Here is a 14,638-nt window from a genome sequence, read left to right on the forward strand (position 1 = left end):
TCCGGCCTACGTATCGGGACCGGGGCACGTATGTATCGGCGTACGCGCCACTGTGCGGCGATGGTGCGACAGCCGGCTAGGCCGGAGGTGGCGGGAGCCGGAGCGTGGCGACGGCCCCGCCCTCCGGCCCCGGGGCATTGCACAGGCGCAGCTCGGCGCCGAGGACGCCGGCCTGGCCGAACGCGATGGTGAGGCCGAGCCCGTGCCCCGCGCCGCGTTCCCGCGCCCCGGTGTGGAATCGGCGTGGCCCGTCGCGGAGCAGGTCGTCGGGGAAGCCGGGTCCGTGGTCGCGTACGACGACCGTACGGCCGTCGACGGTGACCTCGACGGGAGCGTCACCGTGCCGGTGGGCGTTGACGACGAGGTTGCCGACGACGCGCTCCAGGCGCCGGGGGTCGGTCTCGACGGTCCGCCGGGTCCCCACGACCACCACCGCCGTGTCCAGTCCGGTCCGGGCGACGGCCTCGCGGACGACGTCGCCGAGCGGCACCGGAACCGGCGCGGGGCGCTCGGCCCCGGCGTCGAGCCGGGAGATCTCCAGGAGGTCCTCGACGAGTCCGCGCAGATCGCGCACCCGGCCCCGGATCAGATCCTCCGTCTCGCCGTCCGGCAGCAGATCGACGGCGGCGAGCAACCCCCCGACGGGGGTGCGGAGTTCATGGGCGACATCGGCGGTGAACCGGCGCTCGCCGCGCAGCCGTCGGCCGAGGCTGTCGGCCATGAGGTCGACGGCGACGGCGATGTCGGCCACCTCGTCGCGGCCCGGGGTGGGCCCGGTCCGTGCGTCGAGGTCTCCGGCGGAGATGCGCACGGCGGTCTCGGAGACCCGCCGCAGCCGACGCCCGACGAGCCCGGCCCCGTACACCGCGAGGGGCACGGCGGCCGCGACGGAGGCGAGCGAGGCGACGGCCATGGTGACATCGAGCCGGCGCAGGTCGTAGAGCTCGGGGCTCATGTTGACCTCGACGGCGAGGACGGCACTGCCCGGCCCGTCGACCCGCTGGGCGGCCCAGTAGGTGGGCCCGGCGTTGCCGTCGACGTGCCCGTCGTAGGCGGTGTGCCGGTTGCCGTCGGCGGGGTGGCGCAGCGGGGCGGGGAGGTCCGGCGGGTCGAGCCGGGCGCCGTCGGCGAGGGTGCCGGTGCGGTGGTAGGTGTCCATGGCCGAGTACACGGCGTTGAAGGCGCGGGCCTCGGCGCGGTCGCGGATGTCGTGCGCGGTCCACAGGTGGACGAGCACGCCGACGGCCAGCGCGACGAGGCAGGCGGTCGCCGCGGCGAGCGCCGCGATCTTCCAGCGCAGGGAGGTGAGGGCGCTGGCGCTTGGGCGCGGGGAGGCAGGGGTGGGGGCGCTGCGCACGGACGTCAGCGCCGGAACTTGTAGCCGAAGCCGCGGACCGTCTCGATCCGGTCCCGCCCCAGCTTCTTGCGCAGCCGCTGCACACACAGGTCGACGACCCGGCTGTCCCCGTCCCACCCGTACTCCCAGACCTCCCGCAGCAGGGTGTGCCGTTCGAGCACGACACCGGGGTGCGCCGCGAACTCCAGGAGCAGCTTCAGCTCGGTGGGGGTGAGCGCGACGGGCGCCCCGGAGATGAACACCTCAAGGCCCGCGGTGTCGATGGACAGCTCCCCGAAGACGAGCAACTCCCCTTCGTCCGGGTCCTGTTGGGGACCGTCCGGCGTCGGCGGCGCGTACCTGGCCCGTCGCAGCAGGGACCGGATGCGGGCGACCAGTACGAAGGTGTCGACGGGCTTGACGACATAATCGTCGGCCCCCGCCTCAAGCCCGGCCACGACATCGAGCCCGTCGCCCCGCGCGGACATCATCAGGACCGGTACGTGGCTGCTCTCCCGCACCCGCCGGCACAGCCCGATCCCGTCGAGCCCCGGCAGCATCACATCGAGGATCAGCAGATCGAAGACCCCGGCCCGGAACGCCTCAAGCCCCGAGAGCCCGTCGGCGGCGGCCTCGACCTCGTACCCGTACCGCCCCAGCGCCACGGCGAAGGCCCGCCGCATCAGCTCGTCGTCCTCGACCAGCAGCACACGAACGGGCCGTGCGTCGACCGGGACGGGGCTTGGCGAGGACACGGCGGCTCCTGTTCGAGAACGAGCCCCACCCGTGCAACTCGGTCATATCTGTACGCAGCGGGCGACTCGGCGGATCGAAAGGAACGATACGACAGCCCGTGCACCCCGCGACCGCCCTGCGGCCCGGTCGGGGCGATCCGATGGGAATCCGACGGGGAAGCGAGCGGTGCCGGATGCGGGGGCGATACGGGGTGGATACAGAGGAGGCGGGACGGCCGATCGGGCCGTGCGCCGCTCAGGTCCGGGTGAGCCAGAACAGGCCGCCGAGCAGGGCGTACAGCACGGGCACAGCCGTGCCGCCCACCCCGGGGGCCTTCTTGCGCAGGGCGAACCAGCCGTGCGCGATCAGGACCGCCGCCACGCCGACGGCGTACAGGATCCAGCCCGGGGCGGTGCTGTGGCGCACCAGGTGGAACGCGATCCAGGCGGCCAGCACCGGCATGATGACGGCGCCCCAGATGTTGTCGGCGTGCTTCTGGTCCGGTGTCTTGTCCATGGTCAATTCCTTGATGCCGGGGATACCGGGCGGTGAACTCGGCTTGCTGGTGGAGGAGTCGGGGCAGGGCTAGGACTTCGCAGACTTCGCCGACTGCGCGGACCTCGCCGACCTCGCCGGCTTCGCCGGAGGCGCCTGCGCCCGTCGCTGCCGGCGCACGAGGTAGGCCATCACCGCGCACACCCCGGCCGGCAGGGTCACGAGCACGGACCACCAGGGGGCGCCGAGCCAGACCGACGCGAGCCCGACGACCACTCCGACACCGGCGTTGGCGCAGACCAGCCACCTGCCGTACGGCTCCCACACGAAGGGCGCGCAGGCGGCCGGCCGGACCAGGCGGATCGCGCCGAACACCAACGACTGGGCCGCGAGCAGTGCGGCGACGACGCCCGCGGCGATGTTCGCCTGGAGCTCGTCGCGGGGCGCGGCGGAGGTGTTCTGGCGGACGCCGTCCTTGCTGAGGACGACGATGGCACGGCGCCAGCCGGTGGCGGTGACCTCGTCGCCCCGGTGCAGTTCGTCGAAGAGCGGCCCGGAGTCGCCGAACCGCGCGGACCCCTGCCAGGACCCGCCGTCCCGGTCCTTGAGGGACACCTTGTAGGACTTGGTCCTCCCGCTGGGTACGGCCTCGGTCTTCGTGACGGTGAAGTGCCAGGTGACGAGGCAGTCCTTCGCGGCCACCTCCGCCGCCGTCGCCCCCGCGGCGCACGGCTCGGCCGCGCGGTAGTCCTCGTACTGCGTCTGTTCGCCCGGCGCCCACACCGTGAACATCAGACAGCTCAGCACCGCCCACACCCCGGCCAGGACGACCAGCCCCACGCCCGTGAGCCGAATCCGTCCCAGCGCCTTCGGGTCGGAATCCCGCCCCCGGCCTGCTGTGGCCCATGCCCGCTCCGCCATCGCGGCCCCTCCTCCTGGTTCTCTCCCCCGGACAGACACAACAGGCGGACCACTCACCGGTGACCGGTAAGTGATCCACCCGCGTCGCGGCTGCCGAGGTGGCGGGAGGTGAGCCCACGACCCCCTTCGTCCCGAACCGAGGACGATCAGCCGCTGACCTGCGTTCGTCCGTTCCAGTCTAGGTCAGAGCGTCGATTTGTCTCGGTCTGCCGGCCTCAGAGGTGCATCATCGACATCACCTCGCCACTGCGCACCCCGGTCGACACCGAGGGGATCTGCTGGCCGGGCCGGATCCACCCGGCGCGCTCGGCGGCCGCGACGGCGGCCTTCTCCGCCTCGTCCGCCTCGGAGTTCAGCTCGCCGTCCGCGCCCAGGCGCCCGGCTCCCGCCGCTGCGGACGCGGCAAGCGAGGCCTTGAGCGCGGCCTCGCAGGCCGCGACGGACGGTTCGGCGTCGTCGTCGATGAGCCGGCCCATCCGGGAGGCCTGTGCGGCGGAAGCGGCCGCGTTCCTGGCGCAGCGGGAGTCCGCGGCCGGATCGGGAGCGCTCTCGGAGATCACGGCCAGCGCCTGGGCCGCGACGCGGGCGGCGTGTTGGGACTTCCAGACGGCTTCCGCGCGGTCCGCGGACCCTGCGGTTTCCGCTGCTGGGCCGCGACGGTGTTCGACGTAGTGGCTGAGGGCGGCCGCACGTGCCGCGGCGCTCTCGGCCCGCGCGGCGTGGCTCCGCCTGAGGGCCGCCGCCCCGGGCGGCTGCTCTTCCTGGTCGCGTTCGCTCATCGGCTTCTCCCTGTCTGCCGGCACGACGGTTCGCGCCCTGCGCGGGCCGTCCTCCACGGCGCTGTCCCGAGCCGTGGAGGACAGATGTGCGGGGCAGGGTGGCATGTAACGGCGTAACAGACCAGCCCGCCGACTACCGGTCGACTACCGGCCGGCTACGGGAAGAGCCCCAACACGCTGTCCAACGACCATACTTGCCACCCCATACCGAGCAGCGCCACCAGGGAGATCAGGGCCATCATCAGGTTCTGCCCCTGCTCGGCCACGTCGTGGATCATCAGCACGAGGTAGACGAGGCTGAGGACGAGTCCGCAGATCAAGGCGATCGGCGTCAGGAAACCCGCGATCAGGCCGAGGCCCAGCGCCAGCTCGGCGTAGGCGACGACGTACGCCATGGCGACCGGCCTCGGGCGCACCACGAGGTCGAAGCCCGAGCGCACGACGGTCCAGCGGTGCTTCTCGGCGATGCCGGCGGCCCATCGGATGCCGCCGCCGGCGAACCAGTCCTTCTTGTCCTTGTGGCGCCAGCTCTCCAGCCACCAGAGCCCGAGCCCGATCCGGAGCACGGCGAACCACTCGGCTCCGCTGAGCCACAACGTCTGCATGCAGCGCCCCTTCGACCGAGCAGAACTGACGGTACGTCAGTTGAGCGCAGAGCCCGCCGGTCGCGCAAGAGGGTGGATGTGGAGGAACGCTTGCCGTCGCCAACGGGAGCCCATACGCTCAAATCTGATGGATCGTCAGATTCGATGGTTCGGTAGCCGGAGGGTCCGGCAGGCAGTAGGGGGTAGGCGTGGCCAGCAGCGAGAGCGGCAGCAAGGAGATCCCCCGGGTCATCAGCGTGGACGACCACGTGATCGAGCCCGCGCACCTCTTCGAGACGTGGCTTCCGAGCAAGTACCGCGACCGGGGCCCGAAGCCTTTCACCGCCGGGATCGGCGAACTGGCCTACATCGGCGGCAAGTACAAGTTCACGACCGACCCGGAAGGCCAGATCACCGACTGGTGGGACTACGAGGGCCAGATCTTCCCGTACAAGCGCATCATCGCGGCCGTCGGCTTCTCCCGCGACGAGATGACGCTGGACGGGATCACGCGGGAGCAGATGCGGCGGGGGTGCTGGGATCCCAAGGCCCGCTTGGCGGACATGGACCTCAACCACGTCGAGGCATCCCTCTGCTTTCCCACCTTCCCCCGGTTCTGCGGGCAGACCTTCGCCGAGGCCGAGGACAAGGAGGTCGCGCTGGCCTGCGTCCGGGCGTACAACGACTGGATGGTCGAGGAGTGGTGCGGGGACAGCGGCGGCAGGCTGATCCCGCTGTGCCTGATCCCGTTGTGGGACATCGACCTGGCCGTGGCGGAGATCAGAAGGAACGCGGCCCGCGGAGTGCGGGCGGTTACGTTCTCGGAGATTCCCACCTACTTGGGACTTCCGTCCATCCACTCCGGCTACTGGGACCCCTTCTTCGCGGCCTGCGAGGAGACCGGAACCGTGGTGAACATGCACATCGGCTCGTCGTCGCAGATGCCGGCGGCGTCCCCGGACGCCCCGCCCGCGGTTCAGGCCTCGCTGAGCTTCAACAACGCGATGGCGTCGATGATGGACTTCCTGTTCTCCGGCGTCCTGGTCAAGTTCCCCCGGCTCAAACTCGCTTACAGCGAGGGCCAGATGGGGTGGATCCCGTACGCCCTGGAACGCGCCGACGACGTGTGGGAGGAGCACCGCGCCTGGGGCGGGGTGAAGGACCTGATCCCGGAGCCGCCGTCCACGTACTACTACCGGCAGATCTTCTGCTGCTTCTTCCGCGACAAGCACGGCATCGAGGCCATCGAGACCGTGGGCGTGAACAACGCGACCTTCGAGACCGACTATCCGCACGTCGACTCGACCTGGCCGCACACGAAGCAGGTGGCCACCGAGCACGTGGGCGGACTGTCGCCGGACGTCGCGTACAAACTCCTGCGCGGGAACGCCATTCGGATGCTGGACCTGCCCTTCGACCAGGACCTGGGGCGCGCCGCCGGGCGCTGATCACGGCTGCCGTTCGTTCGTGACGCCGGGGAGGCCGTCCGTCCTCCCCGGCGTTATCGTTCGCCCGTCCCCCGACGGAGAGGCAATCGGATGAGCAACCCCATGTCGGAGGCCCTGATCACCCTGGGCCGCCGGTACGTACGCGATGCGCCGGGCGCCTTGGGGAAGGCCGCGCTCGCCGCGAGGTACCTCAACCCCCGGCTCGGCGACCAACCGCGTCGACGGGTCACCCAGGACCGGTACGGTGCCCGCTTCGCCGTCGACACGCAGGACCTCATCCAGCGCTATCTGTACCTGTTCGGAGTGTGGGAGCCGCACATGACGCACTGGCTGCGGCAGCGGCTGCGGCCCGGGGACGCGTTCGTCGACGTCGGCGCCAACCTCGGTGTCTTCTCCGTGCTCGGCTCCCGCCTGGTGGGCAGCGCGGGCAAGGTCGTGGCGATCGAGGCCTCGCCCGCCTTCCACCGCGGGCTGCTGCGGAACGTGGCCCTCAACCACTGCGACAACGTGCGCGCGGTCAACACGGCCGTCTCGGACGGACACAGGACGCTGACGTTCGTGCTGGCCGGCTCGCGCAACATGGGTGCCAACTCGATCGTTCCGTACGACGGACCGGTGGAGTCGAGCTTCGAGATGGGGGCCGTGCCCCTGTCCGAGCTGCTGGAACCGGCCGAGGTGGCCAGGGCGCGCGTGATCAAGATCGATGTCGAGGGCGCGGAGGGCAGTGTCGTCCGGGGGCTCGTTCCCCTGCTGGACCACCTTCGCCACGATGTGGAGATCGCCGTGGAGGTGACACCGGACCGGATGGCCCAACTCGGCGATTCCGCAGGCGAGTTGCTGGCCGTCATGCGCGAACACGGCTTCCACACCTACCGGTTGCCGACCGAGTACTCGCCGGCCAGCTACCCGCGGGCGATACGGCGCCCCGCGGCTCCGGTCCGCTGGCGCCGGCCGATCACGGGGGAGACGGAGCTGGTCTTCTCGCGGGTCGATGCCGAGGCCCTGGTCTGAGCCGCGTCCGCCTCAGGCGCTGCCGGGGTAGCGCCACTGGAAACGGTCCAGGGCTCGCGCCCGGGCCTCGACGACGGCCATCCGGGCTTCGCGCTCGACGGTGTCGACGTGTGCGGCCTGGCCGGTCGCCTGGCCCTCCCACTTCCGGTACAGGAGCCCGACCTCGGACGAGAACCAGCCGCGGGCGACGGCGTTCAGCGCGAGGAGCAGACCGGTGTCCTCCGAGGCGGGAAGCGCCATCCAGCCGCCGAGCGCCAGAAGCAGGTCGCGGCGGACGAAGAGCGTCGCCGGATGGACCTGTGCCCGGTAGTCGTTGGCCGCCCAGTAGTCGACCACCGCCTGCCGCTCGATCGGGCCGGGCTCGGGATCGCCCGGGAAGCCGGCCGTCGAACCGTCGGGCAGGAAGTCGAGCACGCGGGACGTGGCCCAACCGAGGCCCGGGTCGGCTTCCAGCGCCGCCAGGTCGCGGGCCAGCGTGCCGGGGGAGAGCTGGTCGTCGGCGTCCAGGACCTTCACGTACTCGCCGTCCGCGTGGGCGAGCGCCATCATGCGCGCGACACCGGGACCGCCGGGGCGGCCCTGCCGGAACGTGATCCGCTCGTCGTGGGGGACGTGCGGCGCGACCTGGTCCGTCCTGCCGTCCTCCTGGATCAGCCAGTGCCAGGTCCAGCCTTCCGGAAGTTCCTGCTCGCACAGCGACTTGTACGCGTCCGGCAGGAAGTGCGCCGACGGTGCGTGGACGGCGGTGACGATGATGATGCGCCGGTCCACGGCTCTCCACCTTTCCACGTGAGTCGATACGTTCAGCATATGACTCCTCGGGAGGCCGGCAGGTCTTGAGGAATCGCGGTGCCGTAGCGGCCGGCCGCACTCGGCGCGCGCTCGAAGTGCACGTCAACTGCCGCCTCGGGCGGCATTCTTGGAGGCCAATGGCCGACGGCGGCGCACCCTGCCTTCACGGTGTCGCTCAGCGGATCCGGACCCGCCTCCCACCAGCGACGACATAGAAGTGCCCGATCGCTGGCGACGGGGGATGCACCAGCGATCGGGCTGTTGGCAACATTAACAACGCCGTGCGTGCGGCGGGAATCGCCTACGGGACAGCAACAGCGGGTTGTGATCGAGATCACGTGTCGCGATCACTGATCGCAAGGCGGCGCGTACGACAGGCGGGGCAGATTTTCCCGCCATTTCTCCGGCGTCAGGACGCCCCGGGTCGACGAGCAGATACGGCTGATGGCCTCGCCGGCGTCCAAGTTCCACAAGCGGACGGTATCGCTGCCGCTCGACACCCCGAGCATGTGGCTGGTGGGGCTGAACGACAGGAAATTCCCCGTCTTCGCATTGGGGCTCATCGACTGACCGATGGCCGCGGCCTCGGACGGCCGGCTGACGTTCCAGAGCCGGACCGCGTTGTCGTTGCCGCCGCTCGCCAGGGTGCGGCCGTCCTGACTGAACGTCAGTGACACGACGGCCTCGGTATGGCCCGTGAGCGGGGACCCCAACTGCGCGGGCGCATGGGGGCCGGTGACGTTCCAGAGCCGGACCGTGTCGTCATCGCTTCCGCTGGCCAGCGTATGGCCGTTCGGGCTGTAGGAGAGCGCGTTGACGGGCCCCAGATGCCCGGTGAGAGGCGCGCCGAGCCGGGAACCGTGACGCGGGTCGGTCACGTTCCACAGGCGTATGGTGCCGTCCGCGCTGCCGCTGGCGAGCGTTCGGCCGTCGGGGCTGAACACGAGGGAATTGACGTACCCCTTGTGGCCGGAGAGGGGTGTGCCGAGCGGAAGGTGCCGAGAGGGGTTCTCGATGTTCCACAGCTGGATGGTGCGGTCGTCGTAGGCGGTGGCGAGCGTGCGCCCGTCCGGGCTGAACGCCAACGCGCTGGGGCCGGAGAACCGGGTCTCCAGAGCGATGGGCGGCCCGTAGGGGGTCGGCCGTGCGGGGTCGAGCACGTTCCAGAGCTGTACGGTGCGGTTGCCCATCAGCACGGCGAGGGTGCGGCCGTCGGGGGAGAACACCAGTGAGCGCACATCACCGTCCCCGGACGTGAACGGGTCACCCAGCGGTACGGGCTTGTCCGCGGTGGTGACGTTCCACAGCCGGACCCTGTTGTCCCGGGCGGCCGTGGCGAGCACCTGCCCGTCCGGGCGGAACGATCCGATGCGGCCGATCATGTCCGACGCGGGTATCGACCACAGCCGGACCTTGCCGTCCCCGCTCCCGGTGGCGAGGGTCCGCCCGTCGGGGCTGAAGCCCAACGCGTACATCTCGCCGCTGCTTCCCGCGAGAGGCTCCCCGACCTGCGACGGGTACGCCGGATCGCTGACGTTCCACAGGCTCGCCGTGCTGTCCGCACTGGCGGCGGCGAGCTTGCTCCCGTCGGGGCTGAAGGCCACCGACCAGATGGGGCCGGTGTGGCCGGTGAGCGGTGAGCCGAGGGGGCTCGCGTGACGGGGGTCGCGCATGTTCCAGAGCCGGATGGTGTCGTCGGCGCCACCGCTGGCCAGAGTGCGGCCGTCGGGGCTGAAGGCCACCGAGTGCACGGTGCCCGTGTGTCCGGTCAACGCGGTCCCGACCGACGCCGGATGGCGGGGATCGGCCATGTCCCACAGCCGGACGGAGCCGTCGTCGCCACCCGCCGCCAGTGTCCGCCCGTCCGGGCTGAAGGCCACGGACCGTACGGCGGCCGTGTGCCCGGTCAGGTCATCGAGCGCCGCCGGCCGGCCCGGGGCGGTCACGTCCCACAGGCGCACGCTGCCGTTTTCGTTGGCGGACGCCAACGTGTGGCCGTCCGGGCTGAAGGCGACCAGGTAGACCGTGCCGCCGGGGCCGGTCAGCGGTGCGCCCAGCGGCTGCGGACCGCTGGGATCCCGCACGTCCCACAGTCGGACCGTGCCGTCGTCCGAAGCGCTGGCGAGCGTGCTGCCGTCCGGGCTGAAGACCGCGCTGCTCACCCAACTCGTGTGCGAGGTGAGCGGCTTGCCCAGCGGCTTGGGGCGCGCCGGGTCCGACACGTCCCACAGCCGGACGGTCCGGTCGTAGCTGGCGGTGGCCAGGGTCCGTCCGTTCGGACTGAACGAGGTGAGGTAGACGGCCCCGGTGTGACCGAGGAGCGGCGTTGCCAGCGGAGCGTTCACGGTCGAGATCAGCCGATTGTTCGTGCCCTCGTCACCGGGCCGCAAGTGGTGTGCCACCAGGGCGAGTTGGGCGGACAGGGACGGATCCGTGTGCTGCGCCCGGTCGGCCTCGGCAAGCACCTGCTCGAACACGGCGTCGTCCCGTTGCTGGCGCGCGACCATCGCCGAACCGACGGCCAGCATCGCGAGGACGACCAGAGCCGCCACCGCGCCGCGCATGAGCCAGACCGTGCGCTTGCGCAGCTTGACCGAGGCGGCCAGGAACTCCACCGCGGCCCGGGTCAGGAAGGGGTCACCCGCGGACTTCGCCCACGTACGGGCCTGTTCCAGCCGGGACCCCCGGTACAGCAGTGACGTATCGCGGCTCGACGCCTCCCAGGCCCTGCCGTCCTCCTCAAGGCGCTGGCGCAGCAGGTTGCCGGTCCGGTCCTCGTCGATCCAGTCGCGCAGGCGCGGCCAGGCGTGCAGCAGCGCCTCGTGGGTGATCTCCACGGTCTCCGCGTCGAGCGTCACCAACCGCGCCCGGACCAGGGCTTCGAGCGACTCCTCCGTCTTGTCGGAGTTCGTCGACTCCTCCGCCAACTGGCGCCGCGCCCCGCGCCGCCGAGTGGCCTGGGTGTCCTCGCCGAGCCGGACGAGCCTGAGGAGGAGCAGCCTCGCCGCGGTGCGGGCCGCCGGGTCGAGGCCCGTCCAGGCCCGCTCGGCGGTCGCCGCCACCGCGCCCTGGATCCCGCCCGCCGCGCGGTAGCCGGCCAGCGTCAGCCGGCCCGCCTTCCGGCGCTGCCAGGTGGCGAGCAGGGCGTGCGAGAGGAGCGGCAGCGCCCCCGCGTTGTTCGCCCCGCGGGGGCCGTCGGCGCTCACCTCCCGGACGATCAGCTCCGTGAGCCCGGGTTCGAGTTCCATGCCCACGGCCTTGGCCGGGCCCGTCACCGCGTCGCGCAGCTCCGCGGTGGTCAGCGGCCCGAGCACCATGTGGCGGTGTTGCAGTGCGTCGGCCAGCTCCGGATACCCGAGGCACTGCTCGAAGAAGTCGGCCCGTACGCCCAGGACCACGAGCGCGGGGGCGGCGGGTGCGGGTGCGGGTGCGGCCAGGGGTGCGGGTGCGCGGGCCGGGGCTGGGGTCGGGGTCGGGGTCGGGGTCGGGGCATCGGACCCGGCGGGCGTGCACGCGGCGTGCAGGATCTGGATGAAGGTGCGCTTGTCCGCCTCGTCGGAGCTGAGGGTGAACGTCTCCTCGAACTGGTCCACGATGACGACCGGCGGGGCGGAGGAGGGTGTTCCGCTCTGTGCCCACGCCGAGACGGCTGCCCGTACGGCGCGACCGAATCGCGGGGTCCCGGGCTCCGCCGCGGCCGACTCCGTCGCACCCGTCTCCCCCGTCGCACCCGTCGCACCCGTCGCGCTCTTCGAACTCTTCGCGTTCTTCGCGTTCTTCGCGGCGGAAACGACGGGCCCGAGCTCAGGGATCCGGCGGATCAGCTCCCCGAGCGGATCGGCCCCCGGCACGAGTTGGAGGACCCGCCTCCCGCCGCCGTCCCCGCCGCCCAGCGCGCCCTCTCGCAGCGTGGGCACCAGACCGGCGTTCAGGAGGGAGGACTTTCCCGCTCCCGAGGCACCCACGAGCATGACGAGCCCGCCCGTCCTCTCCACGGCCCGGAGCTGCGCGACGAGGGATTCCGTGCTCCGCTCCCGGCCGAAGAACCACCGGGCGTCCTGCGATCGGTACGAGGACAGCCCCAGGTAGGGGCACACGCCACCCGGGACGGTCGCCGCCTCGGCCCGGGCGCCTTCCTTCTCCTGCGCGAGTGGCGCGGGACGGTCGGCGACGGGGTCGGCGATCGCGTGCTCCCACAGCTGCTGCCACTGGGCCACGTCGTACAGGCCCTCGGACACGGGCGTGGGCCTGGAACGCCGGGCTTCGGGTATCAGGATGTGCAGCACCACGGCGAGCGCGGCGAACTGGGCCGGCACGTTCCTGGCCCGCCGCCAGTCGCTGATCCGCTGAGCGGACACCCGCACGGGTCGCCCTCGCTCGTCCACCCGCTGAAGGCGGACGACGGACTCGGCGACGCGCTTGAGCGGAGGGTCGCCTGCTTCCTTGTACAGCAGCGCGAGGCGTTCCGCGAAGGCCGTGCGTGCCCCTGAGTCGGGACTCAAGGTCTCCTCTCCTCACTTCCCCCGTGCGTGGGCGTCCGGACCGGAAAACTCACCCTATAGGCCTGACCTGCGGTGATGTCATGATCCGGTGGCCGGATACTCATCGGCGAGAGCCATAGGTGACAGGATCTCCACGTAGTCGCACACCAACCGGGCGTTGCCCTTCGGGGCAGCGAGAACAGCGCTCGGACAGACAGTTCATGATGCCGCATCTTCCTGTGGCCATCCCGGGCCCGGTCGTCCGTGCTCGGCACCGAACAGCCGCGGGGCGACGCCGGCCGTCTGGTTCAGTACCGGTCCCAACAGGGGAGGGACCGGTGCCGAACCAGGCGGTCGGCGTGCCTGCTGCCCGATGCGCCGGGCGAGGTTCCGATCGCCCGGGCGACGGTCCGATCGGCCTGCGCGACGGGCCGTCCGCCGGGGCTTACGGGGGCGCGGCCCGCACACTGACGTGCGCACGCTTCCGGTGGCGACACCTGCCCGCCCCGTGGCGACCGACTGCATCTTTCGGTCTACTGTGCTTTCGGCCCTGAAGGGGACGCTGTTACGGCGCTGCCGCGAGAGCGTTGAGGCGTGCGAACAACCATCGGATACACCGTCGAAAGCATCGGCTACGTCGTAGGAGCCCAGGGGCTCGTCAGCCTCGTTTCGAAGCCCCTCTTCGGCACGCAGTGGGGCTGGATGCACAAGGTCGTCGACCTTCCGCCCGCCGCCTACCTCGGCGTCGTCGCCGTGGGGCTGGCGCTCATCGCCGGCGGGGTGAGGACGCGCAAGGCTGCCCGACGCCGGAAGGCCGTCTGATCGGCGGGCATTTCAGCCCGCGAGCGCCTTTGCGTTCCGTATCCGGACGAACCCGGCACTCCGCGGGCCGCGACGCGCAGGCTGCAATCCGCAGGGTGCCCGCAACGCACATCAGGCCCGGTTCTCCGTGAAGGAGAACCGGGCCTGATGTGGTCTTGCGGCTGTCGGGGTGGCGGGATTTGAACCCACGACCTCTTCGTCCCGAACGAAGCGCGCTGCCAAGCTGCGCTACACCCCGATTGTCTCCGCTTGTCGCGGCGACGTCGTTTACTTTAGCCCACTGGCGGCCGGAGACGAAATCCGGTTTCGGGGCCCCGGAGGTAGGGGCGGATGTGGTCCAGGCCGGTGATCGCCAGGGCCAGGGCGTAGAAGGCCGCGCCGAAGACCAGGGCGTTGGTCAGGACGGCCGGGTAGCCGTGCTGGGCGACGTCCAGGAAGGGGTACGGGTAGCGGGCCGTGGTGCCGGGGGAGAGCAGGGCGCCGCGGATCAGGGCGAACGCGAAGTACGCCAGTGGGTACAGGAGCCACTGCGCGGCGTGGCGCGGGCGCAGGCCGCCGGGGCGGGTCAGGAGCAGCCAGTCCAGGAGCACGCCGAGGGGCGTGACCGTGTGCAGGAGCTGGTTGGAGACCGTGCGCCAGCCGGTCACGGCCACCGCCTGGTCGCCCGTCATCGAGAAGCCGCTGGAGCTGTTCGCCAGAACCAGGTGGTAGACCAGGCCGGTGATCGAGATATAGAGGAGCACGCCTCCGGTGACCCGGGCCTGGAGCGGGGGCCGGCCCCGCCAGGCGCGTACCGCCGACCAGCCGAAGGCGAGGGCCACCAGCACGTTCGACTGGATCGTGAAGTAGCTCAGGACGCGCAGGGGGCTGCCCATCAGCAGGTCGATCACGATGCCGGTCACCGCCGCCGCGCAGATCAGCGCGCGGAACGCCGCCGCGCAGGGGCGCCGGGTGCGGGGCAGTACGGCGGAGGCGGGGGCGTCCGCCGTGCCGGTACCGGCCTGGGCGGGCCCGTCCCGCAAGGAGCCGGGCGCCAGGGATGTACGGGGCGAATGAGAGGGAATCCGGTCGTACCGCATGCGTTCACGGTAGGGGGTCGCCCCCGGGCCCGCCGATACAGGGGGTCAGCCTGCCGGGCGGGGGGAGGCGGGGCAGGGGCGCGCTCGACCAGGGCTCGCCGGTAACCGGTGAAGGGGGGGCCGCCTGCCCGGGGGCCGGGCACTACCAGCAGGGC

General features: G+C 71.6%; 12 protein-coding genes and 1 tRNA gene. 3 read left to right on the top strand and 10 right to left on the bottom strand.

The features are described from left to right. Positions 1-76 precede the first annotated feature (76 nt). From CG740_RS05575 to CG740_RS05600, 6 genes are all read right to left on the bottom strand, one after another. The gene (locus tag CG740_RS05575; RefSeq protein WP_100573822.1) at positions 77-1,357 is read right to left on the bottom strand and encodes a HAMP domain-containing sensor histidine kinase; all 1,281 of its coding nucleotides are present in this window, start codon (positions 1,355-1,357) and stop codon (positions 77-79) included. A gap of 5 nt (positions 1,358-1,362) precedes the next feature. Beyond that, positions 1,363-2,091, bottom strand: coding sequence for a two-component system response regulator CseB (gene cseB / locus CG740_RS05580; protein WP_267895392.1), 729 nt, complete (start codon positions 2,089-2,091; stop codon positions 1,363-1,365). A 235-nt stretch (positions 2,092-2,326) separates the two neighbouring features. Then, positions 2,327-2,587, bottom strand: coding sequence for a hypothetical protein (locus CG740_RS05585; RefSeq protein WP_100573823.1), 261 nt, complete (start codon positions 2,585-2,587; stop codon positions 2,327-2,329). Between the two features lie 69 nt (positions 2,588-2,656). Continuing rightward, positions 2,657-3,487 (bottom strand): hypothetical protein, encoded by an 831-nt coding sequence (locus CG740_RS05590; RefSeq protein WP_100573824.1) that lies wholly within the window; start codon positions 3,485-3,487, stop codon positions 2,657-2,659. A gap of 215 nt (positions 3,488-3,702) precedes the next feature. Continuing rightward, positions 3,703-4,266 carry a hypothetical protein gene (locus CG740_RS05595; RefSeq protein ID WP_100573825.1) on the bottom strand — a complete coding sequence of 188 codons (564 nt, stop codon included), beginning with the start codon at positions 4,264-4,266 and terminating at the stop codon, positions 3,703-3,705. Between the two features lie 155 nt (positions 4,267-4,421). Further along, positions 4,422-4,871: a DoxX family membrane protein gene (locus CG740_RS05600; protein WP_100573826.1), complete on the bottom strand. Its 450-nt coding sequence runs from the start codon at positions 4,869-4,871 to the stop codon at positions 4,422-4,424. A gap of 188 nt (positions 4,872-5,059) precedes the next feature. Here CG740_RS05600 and CG740_RS05605 point away from each other — a divergent pair, with 188 nt between their 5' ends. Continuing rightward, the gene (locus tag CG740_RS05605) at positions 5,060-6,298 is read left to right on the top strand and encodes an amidohydrolase family protein (RefSeq protein ID WP_100573827.1); all 1,239 of its coding nucleotides are present in this window, start codon (positions 5,060-5,062) and stop codon (positions 6,296-6,298) included. Positions 6,299-6,388: 90 nt separating this feature from the next. Next, entirely contained in the window at positions 6,389-7,309 is a 921-nt protein-coding gene (locus CG740_RS05610) for an FkbM family methyltransferase (RefSeq protein WP_100573828.1), read from the top strand. 12 nt (positions 7,310-7,321) lie between these two features. Here CG740_RS05610 and CG740_RS05615 read toward each other — a convergent pair whose 3' ends face one another. Together CG740_RS05615 and CG740_RS05620 are read right to left on the bottom strand one after the other, a co-directional pair. Further along, positions 7,322-8,080 (bottom strand): glycosyltransferase family 2 protein, encoded by a 759-nt coding sequence (locus tag CG740_RS05615; RefSeq protein ID WP_100573829.1) that lies wholly within the window; start codon positions 8,078-8,080, stop codon positions 7,322-7,324. A 368-nt stretch (positions 8,081-8,448) separates the two neighbouring features. Continuing rightward, on the bottom strand, positions 8,449-12,603 hold the full coding sequence (locus CG740_RS05620; protein WP_100573830.1) for an nSTAND1 domain-containing NTPase: 4,155 nt from the start codon (positions 12,601-12,603) through the stop codon (positions 8,449-8,451). 573 nt (positions 12,604-13,176) lie between these two features. Here CG740_RS05620 and CG740_RS05625 point away from each other — a divergent pair. Further along, positions 13,177-13,404 (top strand): hypothetical protein, encoded by a 228-nt coding sequence (locus CG740_RS05625; protein ID WP_100573831.1) that lies wholly within the window; start codon positions 13,177-13,179, stop codon positions 13,402-13,404. A 164-nt stretch (positions 13,405-13,568) separates the two neighbouring features. Here CG740_RS05625 and CG740_RS05630 read toward each other — a convergent pair. Continuing rightward, positions 13,569-13,642 (bottom strand) — tRNA-Pro (locus CG740_RS05630). Between the two features lie 34 nt (positions 13,643-13,676). Next, on the bottom strand, positions 13,677-14,483 hold the full coding sequence (locus CG740_RS05635; RefSeq protein WP_100573832.1) for a Pr6Pr family membrane protein: 807 nt from the start codon (positions 14,481-14,483) through the stop codon (positions 13,677-13,679). Positions 14,484-14,638: the final 155 nt, after the last annotated feature.

The sequence above is a fragment of the Streptomyces sp. CB01201 genome, from assembly GCF_002803085.1.
GTDB classification, from domain to species: domain Bacteria; phylum Actinomycetota; class Actinomycetes; order Streptomycetales; family Streptomycetaceae; genus Streptomyces; species Streptomyces hundungensis.